Consider the following 14,338-nt stretch of genomic DNA (forward strand, 5'->3'; position numbering starts at 1 on the left):
GTCCGGTCTCTTCTGCCACGATCAGACACATGAAGAATTTCTTAGTCAAGACGATCGCCAACGCGGCCGCTCTGGCCGTGGCGGTCTGGCTGCTGGACAAGATCACACTGACCGGTGACAGCACGGGCAAGGAGGTCGGCACGCTCCTGCTCGTCGCGCTGCTCTTCGGTCTGGTGAACATTCTGGTCAAGCCGGTCGTGCAGGTCCTGACCCTCCCCCTGTTCATCCTCACGCTCGGCCTGGTCACGCTGGTCGTCAACGCCCTGATGCTGCTGCTCACCTCGTGGCTGGCGGACAAGCTGGACCTGAGCTTCCACGTCGACGGTTTCTGGACCGCCGTCCTGGGCGGTCTCATCGTCTCGATCGTGTCCTGGGCGCTGAACGTCGTCCTCCCGGACAGGGACTGAGCGACCGGGCGTTCCGCCGCCCCGCGCCCTCTCCGACCGGCGGCCTCGACGTACCCGGTCCCTCTGCCGGACCTCTCTGCCGACCCCCTCCGCCGGATCCCTCTTGTGGGGGGATGGCTGGTTTCGAGAAGGGTCCTGAGAGAGTGGGGGCGGCGGGCTCCGGACTGCTCGCCGCAGCATGTGGGCAAGGGGAAGGACAGGCAGCATGACGGACTCCTACGAGGGAGCGGGTGACGGCACCCGTGCCGTGCGGGCAGGACTGCCCGAACCGGTCAAACACGAGCCGACCCTCCCGGGCCCGGTCTTCGCCGCCCACTTCCACCTGCCGGGCGACCCGACCGGCCCGTACACCTACGGGCGCGACGAGAACCCGACGTGGACCCATCTGGAACGCGCGATCGGCGAACTGGAGGCCCCGGGACGGGACGGCGTCGAGACGCTCGTCCTCGCGTCCGGCATGGCCGCCATCTCGGCCGTCCTCTTCTCGCAGCTGAGCGCCGGTGACACGGTCGTGCTGCCCGACGACGGCTACCAGGCCCTGCCGCTGGTACGCGGACAGCTGGAGGCGTACGGGATCGAGGTGCGTACGGCGCCGACCGGCGGCGACGCCCAGCTCGGGGTCCTCGACGGAGCGAAGCTGCTGTGGATCGAGACCCCGTCGAACCCGGGGCTCGACGTGTGCGACGTGCGGCGGCTCGTCGAGGCGGCCCACGCCCGCGGCTGTCTCGTCGCGGTCGACAACACCCTGGCGACCCCGCTCGGGCAGCGGCCGCTGGAGCTGGGCGCCGACTTCTCCGTGGCCAGCGGCACCAAGCAGCTCACCGGTCACGGAGACGTCCTGCTGGGGTACGTCGCGGGTGTCGATGCCTCCGCGATGGCCTCCGTCCGGCGCTGGCGCAAGATCGTCGGAGCGATCCCGGGCCCCATGGAGGCATGGCTCGCGCATCGCTCGCTCGCCACGCTGCAGATGCGCGTGGACCGGCAGAACGCGACCGCGCAGATCATCGCCGAAACGCTGCGGGACTGGTCCGAGGAGCTCGGGGTCCGCTATCCGGGGCTGCCCGGCGACCCTTCGCACAGGATCGCCTCGCAGCAGATGAGGCGCTTCGGGTGCGTGGTGTCGTTCACGCTGCCCACGCGCGCGCGTGCCGACCGTTTCCTCGACGCGCTGCGGCTGGTGGACGACGCGACGAGCTTCGGCGGGGTGCGGTCGACGGCCGAGCGGCGCGGCCGGTGGGGCGGCGACGCGGTTCCGGAAGGCTTCATCCGCTTCTCGGTCGGTGCCGAAGATCCTGAGGACCTCGTGGCGGACGTCCTGCGGGCGCTCGAAGTGTCCGCGAAGTGAGCATGCGCCGGGCGGCCGGCCGGTAGCCGTCGTACGTACGGCGGACGGGCGGACGGACGGCGGACGAGCGGACAGTGGACGGCCCGAGCCTCCCCCCTCGTGGCTCGGACCGTCCCGGTTCCGCATACCGAGAACCGCGCGCACAAGGCTAGTTGACTCTGTGTCAGTGTCCAATCACGGTAGCGACAGAAGCCTATCGACATATTTATAGTGGGGGACTTCCGAGGAGCCGGGGAAGGAAGGAACGCCATGGACCTGGCTCTGCTGCGGACCTTCGTGACCGTGCACCGGGCCGGCTCCTTCACCCGCGCCGCCGCCCTGCTCGGCCTCTCACAGCCCGCCGTCACCGCCCAGATCCGCACGCTCGAACGGCAGCTGGGCCGCCCTCTGTTCCTGCGTCAGGCCCGCGGGGTGACCGCCACCACGATCGGCGACGAACTCGCCCACAAGGCCGCCCCGCACCTCGACGCCCTGGTGGAGATCACCGAGACCGGTCTCGGTGCGGACTCCTCCCTGCGCACCCTCCACCTCGCCGGACCGCCGGAATTCACCGCCGAACGCGCACTGCCCGCACTCACCGAGCTGATCGGCGACGACGGCCACGGCTTCGCGCTGCGGGCCTCCTTCGGCAATGCGGAGGAATCGCTGGAAGGACTCGCCGCCGGGCATCACGATCTGGCCATCAGCACGGCCCGCCCACGGGGTTCCCTGCTCACCGCGACTCCGCTCTGCGACGAGGAGCACGTACTGGTCGCCGCACCGCGCTGGGTCGCCCGTATCGGCTCCGGCGCATTACGGCACAAGGGCGCACACGCACTGGAGAACCTGCCGGTGGTGGAGGTGCACGAGTCACTGCCGTTCCTCACCCGCTACTGGGCCTCCGTCTTCGACTCCCTGCCCGCCGCGTCCGGTACCGTCATCGTCCCCGACCTGCGCGCGGTGCTCGCCTGTGCCACCACCGGCGCGGGGCTCGCGGTGCTGCCCCGGTACCTGTGCGGGCCGGCTCTGCGGCGGGGCGACGTGGTCGCGCTGACCGAGCCGGCAGTACCTCCGATTCGTACGTACTTTCTGGTGGTACGCACCGGCACTCTGGCCATGCCCCATATCGCGCGGGCGCACGAATGGCTGACCCGGGCCGCTGCCGGCTGGTCGTGACGGAGATGCTTCGTCCGGTCGGCACGGCGATGTTTCACGTGGAACCAACCGGGCCACATTCCTCCCATGACCGATCGACCCGTGGTCAAGCGCACCGCCCGGGCTGTCCTGCTGGACGGCGACGACCTGATCCTGATCAAGCGGACCAAGCCCGGAGTCGATCCCTACTGGCTGACACCCGGCGGTGGAGTCGAGCCGGAGGACACGACCGTCGTCGAGGCGCTCCACCGTGAAGTGCACGAGGAACTCGGCGCCAAGATCGCCGATGTCGTGCCCTGCTTCGTCGACACCGTCGAGCACATCGGCGAGGACAGCAGCTCGACCGGTGTGAAGGTGCAGCACTTCTTCGTCTGCCGCCTGGAGTCCATGGACCCCTCGCTGCGTCACGGTCCCGAGATCGAGGAGCCCTGCGGCGAGTACGAGATCGTGCGGATTCCCTTCACCCGGGTCGGCATCGCCTCCGTCCATCTCGTACCGCTCTCGCTGCGGCACTATCTCGACGGGAACATCGAGGGCGTACGGGCGATGCACGCGCCCGACCTGGGTTGACGCCCCGAGGCGGTGGACCGGTGCTCCGCTCCGCCGCGGCGAGCCGGGGCGCCGATCCACCATTGCGAGCCGAAGCCCGCCGGGTCGGGTGGTGCGAGCCGGGGCCCGGGGGGGGCGGGACCTTCCGTGCACGTCGGTCCTGGGCGGAGTCAGTCGCGTGTCGCGACGAGTTCCTCCACCGCGTCGTGACGGATCCGTTCGAACGGGATGCCGATGTCCCGGAGGACGTCCACACCGTTGCGGATCATGCCGGGCGGCCCCGAGAGATACGCGTCGTACTCGTCCCACGGGCCGAACTCGCGCACCACGTCGGGCAGCTGGAGGTGGGCCTGCTGGTCGATCACGGGGCGCACCGACAGCCATGAGTGGCTCTGCTGCAGCCGGAGCATGGTGTCGATGTCGTACAGGTCGTGATCGGTGCGGGCACCGTAGAAGACCTCGACCGGCCGCTTCCGCCCGTGCTCGGCGACGTCCTCGACCAGAGCCTTGATGGGTGCGATGCCGGTGCCGCCGCCCAGGCAGAGCAGCCCGCTGTCGGTGGTGTGGTTCACGGTCATCGTGCCGGCGGGCGGCCCGAGCCTGATGACGTCGCCGGGGCGGGCGCGGTGCACCAGCGCGCTGGAGACCCAGCCCGCCGGGACCGCCTTCACGTGGAAGGACAGCAGTCCGTCGGACCGGGGCGCCGAGGCGAACGAGTAGTGCCGCCAGACGCGCGGCCACCAGGGGGTCTCCAGGCTCGTGTACTGCCCGGCCAGGAAGGGGTACGGCTGATCGGGCCGGACCGTGACGACGGCGATGTCCGGGGTCCGCAGATCGTGCGAGACCACCTCGGCATACCACCAGGCCGGGGCACGCAGTTCGTCCTCGGCCGCGGCGTCGATCATCACCTGGGAGATCTTCGTGTACGCCCTGACCCAGGCCCCTTCCGTCTCCTGGTTCCAGACCGGCTCCGCGAACCGGCTGAGGGCGCCGAGGAGGCACTCCCCGACGGCCGGGTAGTGCTCGGGGCGGGTGCCGTACTTGCGGTGACCGCGGCCGAGGTTCTCCAGGTATGCGACGAGTACCTCGGTGTTGTCGATGTGCTCGGCCGCGGTCAGTAACGCCTTGAGCAGCCGGTCCCGCTGGGCGTCCATCGCGGCGGGGAAGAGGGGGCGCAGGTCGGGGTGGCGCACGAAGAGCAACGCGTAGAAGTACGAGGTGACCTTGTCGGCGACCGGTTCCACCGCGTCCATGGTGCGGCGGATGAGAACGGCATCGGGAGAGGCGGGTCGGGCGGCAGCCGGACCCTGCTGAACAGCCCGGCCGGGATCGGCGATCGGGCCGGGCTGGGCGGTCGGGCCGGAATCGGCGTTCGGGGGTATTCGGCGCCGCACGGGGCCGCCCTCCCCTGCCGCGGACCTGCCGACGGGACGGAACGCGGCCAGACGCCGCCCCTCGGTCGCCTCCTGCCTGCCGTCCGCGGGCGGTTCGGGCGGTGTGTGCGGCGTGAACCAGCCGCCTCCGCCGCCACCCCCTGAAGTGCCGTTGTCGGCCGACGTGGTGGCCGGAGCGTCCATGCTGTGCCTCGCCTCGAACATCTTTCGGTCGGTCTGCGCACCTCCTCGGTCGGAAGATGCTCGCTTTCCCCCGCTGACTGCTTGCTCCACCCCGTCCGCCCTGCCGGCCAATACGGCACATTGAACCCCGGCTCACACACCTGCGAACAAGTGAGCCGGCAATGTGACATTGGCCGCACTACTGCCACCGCAGCATCCCACCCGGTACCGACGGCCGGTCATGTAAACAGAAATGCGAGTCTTGGATCTCCCTGCCCCATTACGCTGCATTGCTCTCCGTTCGCCCCGACGGGATGCGAAGAGGTGCGGCCACCTCGCCGGACACGAACCGGAGTCGACCATACCGGCCGCCGTCCGACGTACAAGTCCAGGCTTCCTTACGTCAGGAATTGTGGGAGGACATCCCCGCGGTTCTCTCAATTACCGGACGGGGCACACCAATTCATAGGCATCCCGTAGATCACGCCCTTCATGGGAGTGAGTGAACGGCCCCGGAGGAGATGAAGTCTCGCCCTGTACTCCGAGGCCCGTACACGGTGCCAGTCCCACTGTCGGACGCCGTCGGATCTTGCACTCGGCACGGTGTTTCACGTGAAACTGACCCGACGAGGGCAAAGGATCTGTACGACCACCCGCAAACCGGTGGACGCCGGAGCCCTGTGTCGGACAGCCTGACCTGCGTGTCGACTCCTTCCCCCGCCGCTCTGCCCATCCGCCGTCTGACGCCTCGCGATCTCTCCGCCTGCGCCGACCTCTCCGAGAACCGGGGCTGGCCCCGCGAGGAACACAAGTGGGGTCTGCTGCTCGCCGCCGGCACGGGTTACGGGATCGACGACCCCGGCGGAGGTCTCGTCACCGCCTGCGTCGTCACCTCCTACGGGCCACGGGACCAGCCCGACCTGGCAGCCATCGGTATGGTTCTGGTCGCCGAGCAGCACGCCCGCCGGGGCATCGGGCGGCGGCTCATGCGCCATGTCATGACCGAGCTGGGGACCACCCCGCTGACCCTGCACGCCACGCCGTACGGACGCCCTCTCTACGAGGAGCTCGGCTTCAAGGCCGTAGGCAGGGCCGAGATGGTCCGCGGCACCTTCACTCCCGGCGGCCCGGAGCCCGAGGTCGCCACGCGTCCGGCCACGGCCGGGGACCTCGCCGCGATCCTGCTCCTGGACGAGGGGGTCTTCGGCGCCGACCGGACGCATATGATCACGCGGCTGCCCGCCTTCTCCGACCAGCTGCGCGTCGCCGAGGAGAACGGCCGGGTCATCGGGTACGCGGCGGCCTGGCCCAATATCGACAGCCAGGTCGTGGGCCCGCTGATCGCCCGGGACACCGAGGTGGCGAAGGCGCTCGTCGCCTCACTGGCCTCCCGTACCGACCTCCCTCTGCGCACCGACATCGACGTACGGCACGAGGAGTTGCTCGCGTGGGTGAAGGAGCGCGGGCTCGCCCCCACAGGCTTCAACGCGGTCATGACGTACGGCATCGGGGAATTGCCCGGCGACTGGACGCGGCGGTTCGCCCCGCTCACGGTGGCGGCGGGCTGAGCCACCTCTCTAGGCGTGCCCGTCCTCCTGCACGAGGGCCCGTACCGCGGCCGTGGCGAAGGCGTGGTCCTGCTCGGGCGCGCCGCCACCGACTCCGACCGCGCCGATCAGGCGGCCGTCGCGGTGGACCGGGACTCCGCCCGCGATGAACAGGAGCGGGCGGTCGAGCGCGGTCGGCAGGGTATGGAAGAGGCCGCCCGGCTGCACGGCCTCGACGAGGTCCGCGGTGGGGGCGTCGAGTTGCAGCGCCGTGTACGCCTTGCGCGTGCTGGTCTCACCCGAGATCAGCACCGCTCGGTCGTCCCGCCGGAAGGCGAGCAGGTGGCCACCCGCGTCGAGGACCGTGACGCTGGCGGCGACACCGCCGGCCTCCGCCGTACGACGGGCGACCGTGACGAGAGCTTCGGCGTCCTGGATGGACAGCGGGATGACGGTGGTGGTGCTCATAAGGGTTTCTCCTCAGTGGTGGGTGACGGCCCGTGACTGCGCTGACTGCGCCCGCTCCGGCTGGGCGACGGTCACGGCGGCCGGGTCGGTCGCGTCAGCCCCGTGCGCTGCGCCGGTTCCTCGCGCCGCGTCGTCACGGCGCTCCAGGGCGGCCGAGAGGACGGCGAGCAGCAGGGCCGTGGCCGCCAGGACGGCGCCGACCCAGTTGGGGGCGGTGTATCCCAGGCCGGCGGCGATCACGACGCCACCGAGCCATGCCGACAGGGCGTTGCCGAGGTTGAAGGCGCCGATGTTCACGGCGGAGGCGAGCGTCGGCGCACCGTGCGCCTGGTCGAGCACCCGCTTCTGCAGCGGCGGAACCGTGGCGAAGCCGAGGGCGCCGATCAGGGCGATGGTCACGGCCGCCGCGATCTTGTTGTGCGCGGTGAGGGTGAACAGGGCGAGGACGACCGCGAGGGCGCCCAGTGACACGTACAGCATCGGCATCAGTGCGCGGTCGGCGAACCTGCCGCCGACGAGGTTGCCGCCGACCATGCCGAGGCCGAACAGGACGAGCAGCCAGGTGACGGAACCGTCGGCGTAACCGGCGGCATGCGTCATCATCGGCGTGATGTAGGTGATCGCCGCGAAGACTCCGCCGAAGCCGAGGACGGTCATCGCCATGGCCAGCAGGACCTGGACGTTCTTGAAGGCGGCCAGTTCGTGCCGGAGTCGCACGCCTTCCGGCTTGGACGCGTCGGGCACGAGCCAGGCGATGCCGGCCAGCCCGAGGACGCCCAGGGCCGCGACGCCCGCGAAGGTGAGGCGCCAGCCGGCGGACTGCCCGATGAGTGTGCCCAGCGGTACGCCGACGACATTGGCGACGGTCAGGCCGGTGAACATCATCGCGATGGCACCGGCCTTCCTGTCCGGCGCGACCAGGTCGGCGGCGACGACCGCGCCGATACCGAAGAAGGCACCGTGCGCGAGCGAGGCGACCACGCGTCCGACCAGCATGACGGAGAACGTGGGGGCGGCGGCGGAGAGCAGGTTGCCGACGATGAACAGGCCCATCAGCAGCATCAGCATCCGCTTGCGGGACACCTTGGTGCCCAGGACCGTCATGAGGGGCGCGCCGAACACGACTCCCAGCGCATAGCCGGTCACGAGGAAACCGGCAGTGGGGATGGAGACACCGAAGTCACTCGCGACCTCGGGCAGCAAACCCATGATCACGAACTCGGTGGTCCCGATTCCGAAGGCCCCGATCGCCAGGGCCAGAAGCGCGAGAGGCATGGGGGAGAACCTTCCCAGAAGATTGCAGGGGCGCTTTAAGTGCGTTCACAATAGTTGCAGACGCGGGATAAATGCAAGCGCGGGCTATTGCGGCTGTGCCCTACCCTGGTGACAGCCGCTCCAGGACGGAGGAAACGCCATGACAGCGACGGATCCCGCGCTCACCGCTCTCGCCCAGGGCTGGTGCGCCCTCTCCCTGCTGCACGGGAGGATCGAGACGCACATCGAGCGGGCCCTGCAGAGTCGGCACGGTCTGAGCGTGCGTGAGTACTCGCTGCTCGACGTCCTCAGCCGCCAGCACGACGGAGAGGGCGGGCACCTGCAGATGAACCAGGTCGCCGACGCGGTCGTCCTCAGCCAGAGCGCCACCACGCGCCTGGTCACCCGTCTTGAGGACCGGGGTCTGCTCTCTCGCTACCTGTGTCCCACCGACCGCCGGGGCATCTACACGAACGTCAGCGAGGCGGGACTCGAACTCCTCGCGAAGGCCCGCCCCACCAACGAGGCGGCGTTGCGCGAGGCGCTGGACGAAGCGGCCGAGAACCCCGAACTGGCCCCTCTGGTACGCGTCGTGGAATCGGCGGGTCTGCCCGCGCCCGCATAGGCGACAGACCCGAAGCGGGGCGGGAGGGCACGCTGCAGACCCGTCCGGTACCGGATGCGCTATGCATAGGCTGTCGGCATGGGAGATCTTGAAGTACGCCCCGCGGCCGCGGACGACCTTCCCGCGATCGTCGCGATGCTCGCCGACGACCCCCTGGGCGCCCAGCGCGAGTCACCGGACGACCTGACCCCGTATCTGACCGCGCTGGAACGCCTGAACAACGATCCTCACCAGCACGTGGTCGTGGCCGTGCGCGAGGGCCGGGTCGTCGGCACCCTCCAGCTCACGATCGTCCCCGGGCTGGCCCGCAAGGGAGCCACCCGCGCGATCATCGAAGCCGTACGCGTTCACGCCGACGAGCGGGGCAGCGGTCTGGGCACCCACTTCCTCGAGTGGGCCCTGGACCGCGCCCGGAGCGAGGGCTGCCAGTTGGTGCAGCTCACCTCCGACGCCACCCGGACCGATGCGCACCGGTTCTACGAGCGTCTCGGTTTCGAGGCGTCGCACGTCGGCTTCAAGCTGCGGCTCTGAACGCGTCCAGGAGAAACAACACACCCAAGGCGTCCTGTTTCACGTGAAACAGGACGCCTACTTGATCCCTCGCCACCCCTCGGGGTCCACCCCGCCCGGGACAGGAGCCCCGTCACCGTACGGCTGCCGCGTGAACACGAACGAGCCGAGGTCCAGGTGGGTGACCGACCCGTTCGGTCCTTCCACCGCCCGTAGAAGCTCACCGGCGTAGTAGCCGTCGAGTCCCGTCCAGCTTCCGTCGTCCCCGGCCCGGAAGCGCGAGCGCCGGCCGTCGCCCGCCAGCGGTCCGAGCGTGACGTCCCCGTCGGCCGTCAGCCGCAGCGCGAAGGCATGCGTCCCCCAGTACCACGGCCCCGCCAGATCCAGTACGGCCCGGTCCACTTCGGGCAGGGACCGCCAGGGCTCGGGAATCCGGGGTTCGGCCTCCGCGACGATGCGTACGAGGTCGGCGGCGACCGCCGACACCGGCGGGCCGGAGGTGCAGTTGGCGAGCACGACGGCGGCCAGGTCGTCCTCGACTCCGATCATGAGTCCGGCGAGGAAGCCCGGCAGGGAACCGCCGTGCCCCACCAGGGTCCGGCCGTCCCGGTGCTGGATCTGCATCCCCAGTCCGTACGCGGCGCCGGCCGCAACCTCCTCCGCCCCGGCCGGTGCGGCGGGCGTCCGCATCTCGCGTACGGACTCCGTGCTCAGCACCCGGTCGTCGCCGTGCGTGAGGAAAACCGCGAAGCGTGCCAGGTCACCGCTGGTCGACCAGAGCTGTCCGGCCGGCGCCATCCGCCCCAGGTCCTCGCTCGGCTCGGGAAGCATGACGTCCGCCCAGGGGTGCACGGCCCAGCCGCCGGCGTGGGGTGTCCGCGGCTGTCCGCTCGTCCGGCGCATCCCCAGCGGTTCGAGCACCTCGCGCCGCAGGACGTCCTCCCACGGAGCGCCCCGCACCTCTTCGATCAACGCCCCCAGCAGCGTGTAGCCGGGGTTCGAGTAGTGGAACCGCCGCCCCACCGGATGCCGGTGCGGCCGCTCGCCCAGGACGTCGGCCAGTTCGGGGCGCAGCGAGCCGGGGGTGCGCTCCCACCAGGGGCCCGGCGACTCGGCGGCCAGCCCTCCGGTGTGCGCCAGGAGTTCGGCGATCGTCGCCTCCCCCGCTCCCGTGCCCGGAAGATGCTTCTCCAGGGGATCGCCCAGGTCGAGCGTCCCCTCGTCGCGCAGTCTCAGGACCAGGACGGCGGTGAACGTCTTGGTGATCGAACCGATGCGGTACTGCACGTTCTCGTCGGGTCCGTGCCCTTCCACCGAGGTGCGGGACCCGTGCCACACCGTCTTCCCGCCCCGCACCACCGCCGCGACCAGCGACGGTGCCCGCCCTTCTGCCTGGGCGGTGGCGATCGTGTGCAGCAGGGCACGGCGCGTGGCGGGAAGCAGCTCTTCCGCGGGCGTCTGCCCGGGTGTCGTCGTCATGGCGCAAGTCCACCCGCCCTGGCCTCCCGCGTCGAGCGCATTTACCTCCGCGGCGTCCTTTCCGGGGCGGAGATCACATCGGCTCCTGGGCGGCCATCAGGTCTGTTCCGGGCGGGCGTCAGGTCTGCGCCATGTCCACGAAGCGTGAGTAGTGGCCCTGGAAAGCGACCGTGATGGTGGCCGTCGGGCCGTTTCGATGCTTGCCCACGATGATGTCCGCCTCGCCGGCGCGTGGGGACTCCTTCTCGTAGGCGTCCTCGCGGTGCAGCAGTATCACCATGTCCGCGTCCTGCTCGATGGAGCCGGACTCACGCAGGTCGGAGACCATCGGCTTCTTGTCCGTGCGCTGCTCGGGACCGCGGTTCAGCTGCGACAGCGCGATGACGGGCAGTTCCAGCTCCTTGGCCAGCAGTTTCAGGTTTCGCGACATGTCCGAGACCTCCTGCTGGCGGCTCTCGGAGCGCTTGCCGCCCGACTGCATCAGCTGCAGGTAGTCGATGATGACGAGCTTCAGGTCGGCACGCTGCTTGAGGCGGCGGCACTTGGCGCGAATCTCCATCATCGACAGGTTCGGCGAGTCGTCGATGTAGAGAGGAGCGGCCGATACGTCCGGCATCCGGCGGGCGAGCCGGGTCCAGTCCTCGTCGGTCATCGTGCCCGAACGCATGTGGTGAAGGGCCACGCGCGCCTCCGCGGACAGCAGACGCATGGCGATCTCGTTACGGCCCATCTCCAGCGAGAAGATCACGCTCGGCATGTTGTGCTTGATCGAGCAGGCCCTGGCGAAGTCCAGCGCCAGCGTCGACTTTCCCATGGCGGGACGGGCCGCGATGATGATCATCTGGCCGGGGTGCAGTCCGTTCGTGAGCTGGTCGAGATCGGTGAAGCCCGTCGGCACACCGGTCATCTCCCCCGACCGCGAGCCGATCGCCTCGATCTCGTCCAGCGCGCCCTCCATGATGTCGCCGAGCGGCAGGTAGTCCTCGGTCGTGCGCTGCTCGGTGACCGCGTAGATCTCGGCCTGGGCGCTGTTGACGATCTCGTCCACGTCGCCGTCGGCCGCGTAACCCATCTGCGTGATGCGGGTACCGGCCTCGACCAGGCGGCGCAGGACGGCGCGCTCGTGGACGATCTCCGCGTAGTACTCGGCGTTGGCCGCCGTCGGGACCGTCTGGACCAGGGTGTGCAGATACGTCGCGCCGCCGACCTTGGTGATCTCACCGCGCCTGGTGAGCTCGGCGGCGACGGTGATCGGGTCGGCCGGCTCGCCCTTGGCGTAGAGGTCGAGGATCGCGCCGTAGACGGTCTCGTGCGCGGGCCGGTAGAAGTCGTGGCCCTTGAGCACCTCGACGACGTCGGCGATGGCGTCCTTCGAGAGCAGCATGCCGCCGAGGACCGACTGCTCGGCGTCCAGGTCCTGCGGCGGGACGCGCTCGAAGGAGGAGCCCGCACCGTCCCAGGCGCCGTTGTCCGCACCGCGGTCGTGCTGGTCCTCACGGCTCCGGCCACCGTCGTGGCGCCGACGGGAGGCGGGCAGACGATCGCTGGGACCGCTGTCGGCCCACGGGTCGTCCAAGGGCTCGGAAATACTCACCGGGCCACCTCCTCCCGTCCGCCGAGCGGACCTCGCCGTGCCCCTCATTCCTACGGCACGACACTGACAAATAAGACGCCCAACTCCGGTTCTGACGCGTCGGTTTTGCGGGGTTTCCGAGGACGGAGGAGGGAGAGGGTGCCGCACCACGGTAGGCCCGCGGGCAGCGTCAGCCAATCTGGTTATCCACAGGCCCTGTGGACGACAGCCCCGATGCTGTGGAGAACCCCGCAAAACCTGTGCACGACCCGGTGGACAGCCCTGTGAACAAGCCCTCAGCAACTTTTCCACAGCGCTCCTGACCTGCACTTATCCCATCCACCGGCTGTGCAGAAGAAAAACTTTTCCCATCGGACCAAGATCCGTGCGAACAGTGTGCGGCAGGGCGTCGCACGCGTTTGCCAGTAAGGGTCTTACAGCGTTTGCATCTCTTACCTGTGGAAGATTAGATTGATGTGCATGACACAGGCTCCCGCGCCCTCCAGGGTCACCCGGCGCAGGCACGACAGAGAGATCGTCGCGCTGGCGGTTCCGGCCTTCGGCGCGCTCATCGCCGAGCCTCTCTTCCTCATGGCCGACACAGCCATCGTCGGCCACCTCGGCACCGCGCAGCTCGCCGGTCTGGGAGTCGCTTCCGCCCTCCTCGCCACGGCTGTCAGCGTCTTCGTCTTCCTCGCGTACGCCACCACGGCCGCCGTCGCCCGCCGGGTCGGAGCAGGAGACCTGCAGGCCGCCATCCGTCAGGGCATGGACGGAATCTGGCTCGCCCTGCTGCTCGGCGCCGCCGTCATAGCCGTCGTCCTGCCCACCGCACCCGCTCTGGTGGGGCTCTTCGGGACCTCGGACACAGCTGCCCCGTACGCCGTCACCTATCTGCGCATCTCGGCGCTCGGCATCCCCGCCATGCTCGTCGTCCTCGCCGCCACCGGTGTCCTGCGCGGTCTGCAGAACACCAGGACCCCGCTCTATGTCGCCGTCGCCGGTTTCGTCGCCAATGCCGCCCTGAACGCGGGTCTCGTCTACGGCGCGGACCTCGGCATCGCCGGATCCGCCTGGGGAACCGTCATGGCCCAGCTCGGTATGGCCGTGGCGTACCTCGTCGTGGTGGTCCGCGGAGCCCGCAGGCACGGCGCCTCCCTGCGACCCGACGCCGCCGGCATACGCGCCTGCGCCCGGGCCGGCGCACCTCTGCTCGTCCGGACCCTCTCACTGCGTGCGATCCTGATGATCGCGACCGCGGTGGCCGCCCGGCTCGGGGACGCCGACATCGCGGCCCACCAGATCATCCTGTCCCTGTGGAGCCTGCTCGCCTTCGCGCTCGACGCCATCGCCATCGCCGGGCAGGCGATCATCGGGCGCCACCTCGGCGCGGGCGACACCCAGGGAGCCCGGGAAGCCTGCCGACGGATGGTTGAGTGGGGCATCGCCGTCGGCGTCGTACTCGGTGGCCTGGTGATCGCCGCTCGTCCTCTGTTCCTCCCCTTGTTCACCAGTGACCCGACCGTCCATGGCATCGCGCTGCCCGCCCTGCTGATGGTGGCGCTCTCCCAGCCGGTCTGCGGCGTCGTCTACGTCCTGGACGGCGTACTGATGGGCGCGGGAGACGGGCCGTATCTTGCGCGGGCCATGCTGCTCACCCTGGCGGTCTTCGCGCCGATGGCACTGCTCATACCTGCCGCCGGTGGCGGACTCACTGCGGTTTGGGCCGCGATGACCCTCATGATGGCGGTGCGGATGCTGACCCTGTGGCTGCGCACGCGTTCGGGCCACTGGGTCGTCGTGGGTGCCACCCGCTGACCGTATGCCGGCCGTTTCACGTGAAACGCGCTCCATATGCCGTTTCACGTGAAACGGAGCCCGCGCTGACTGA

13 protein-coding genes are annotated in these 14,338 nt (G+C 69.8%); 8 read left to right on the forward strand and 5 right to left on the reverse strand.

The annotated features are described in order from the left end of the window. Positions 1 to 29 precede the first annotated feature (29 nt). From KM933_RS06100 to KM933_RS06115, 4 genes are all read left to right on the forward strand, one after another. A complete protein-coding gene (locus tag KM933_RS06100; protein WP_221348888.1) occupies positions 30 to 407 on the forward strand; it encodes a phage holin family protein in 378 nt (125 codons plus the stop codon). 205 nt (positions 408 to 612) lie between these two features. After that, positions 613 to 1,752, forward strand: coding sequence for a cystathionine gamma-lyase (locus tag KM933_RS06105; RefSeq protein ID WP_260333105.1), 1,140 nt, complete (start codon positions 613 to 615; stop codon positions 1,750 to 1,752). Between the two features lie 249 nt (positions 1,753 to 2,001). Continuing rightward, the gene (locus KM933_RS06110) at positions 2,002 to 2,907 is read left to right on the forward strand and encodes a LysR family transcriptional regulator (RefSeq protein WP_221348892.1); all 906 of its coding nucleotides are present in this window, start codon (positions 2,002 to 2,004) and stop codon (positions 2,905 to 2,907) included. A gap of 66 nt (positions 2,908 to 2,973) precedes the next feature. Beyond that, entirely contained in the window at positions 2,974 to 3,456 is a 483-nt protein-coding gene (locus tag KM933_RS06115; RefSeq protein ID WP_221348894.1) for an NUDIX domain-containing protein, read from the forward strand. Positions 3,457 to 3,605: 149 nt separating this feature from the next. Here KM933_RS06115 and KM933_RS06120 read toward each other — a convergent pair whose 3' ends face one another. Beyond that, positions 3,606 to 5,033, reverse strand: a complete 1,428-nt coding sequence (locus tag KM933_RS06120; RefSeq protein WP_221348896.1) for a globin domain-containing protein — start codon at positions 5,031 to 5,033, stop codon at positions 3,606 to 3,608. A gap of 659 nt (positions 5,034 to 5,692) precedes the next feature. Between KM933_RS06120 and KM933_RS06125 the strand changes: the two genes are divergently transcribed. Beyond that, the gene (locus KM933_RS06125; protein WP_221348898.1) at positions 5,693 to 6,559 is read left to right on the forward strand and encodes a GNAT family N-acetyltransferase; all 867 of its coding nucleotides are present in this window, start codon (positions 5,693 to 5,695) and stop codon (positions 6,557 to 6,559) included. 9 nt (positions 6,560 to 6,568) lie between these two features. On the opposite strand, the gene KM933_RS06130 is transcribed toward KM933_RS06125, so the two are convergent. Continuing rightward, entirely contained in the window at positions 6,569 to 7,006 is a 438-nt protein-coding gene (locus tag KM933_RS06130; RefSeq protein WP_221348900.1) for a GlcG/HbpS family heme-binding protein, read from the reverse strand. 12 nt (positions 7,007 to 7,018) lie between these two features. Next, entirely contained in the window at positions 7,019 to 8,281 is a 1,263-nt protein-coding gene (locus tag KM933_RS06135) for an MFS transporter (RefSeq protein WP_221348902.1), read from the reverse strand. 139 nt (positions 8,282 to 8,420) lie between these two features. On the opposite strand from KM933_RS06135, the gene KM933_RS06140 reads away from it, so the two are divergent. Both KM933_RS06140 and KM933_RS06145 read left to right on the forward strand, forming a co-directional pair. After that, a complete protein-coding gene (locus tag KM933_RS06140; RefSeq protein WP_221348904.1) occupies positions 8,421 to 8,885 on the forward strand; it encodes a MarR family winged helix-turn-helix transcriptional regulator in 465 nt (154 codons plus the stop codon). A 78-nt stretch (positions 8,886 to 8,963) separates the two neighbouring features. Beyond that, a complete protein-coding gene (locus tag KM933_RS06145) occupies positions 8,964 to 9,416 on the forward strand; it encodes a GNAT family N-acetyltransferase (protein ID WP_221348906.1) in 453 nt (150 codons plus the stop codon). A gap of 57 nt (positions 9,417 to 9,473) precedes the next feature. On the opposite strand, the gene KM933_RS06150 is transcribed toward KM933_RS06145, so the two are convergent. Both KM933_RS06150 and dnaB read right to left on the reverse strand, forming a co-directional pair. Beyond that, positions 9,474 to 10,874: a serine hydrolase domain-containing protein gene (locus tag KM933_RS06150; RefSeq protein WP_221348907.1), complete on the reverse strand. Its 1,401-nt coding sequence runs from the start codon at positions 10,872 to 10,874 to the stop codon at positions 9,474 to 9,476. Between the two features lie 118 nt (positions 10,875 to 10,992). After that, positions 10,993 to 12,468, reverse strand: coding sequence for a replicative DNA helicase (dnaB, locus tag KM933_RS06155; RefSeq protein WP_221348909.1), 1,476 nt, complete (start codon positions 12,466 to 12,468; stop codon positions 10,993 to 10,995). 459 nt (positions 12,469 to 12,927) lie between these two features. On the opposite strand from dnaB, the gene KM933_RS06160 reads away from it, so the two are divergent. After that, a complete protein-coding gene (locus tag KM933_RS06160) occupies positions 12,928 to 14,265 on the forward strand; it encodes an MATE family efflux transporter (protein ID WP_221348911.1) in 1,338 nt (445 codons plus the stop codon). Positions 14,266 to 14,338 lie beyond the last annotated feature (73 nt).

It is taken from the genome of Streptomyces beigongshangae, assembly GCF_019710745.1.
In the GTDB taxonomy this organism is placed as follows: domain Bacteria; phylum Actinomycetota; class Actinomycetes; order Streptomycetales; family Streptomycetaceae; genus Streptomyces; species Streptomyces beigongshangae.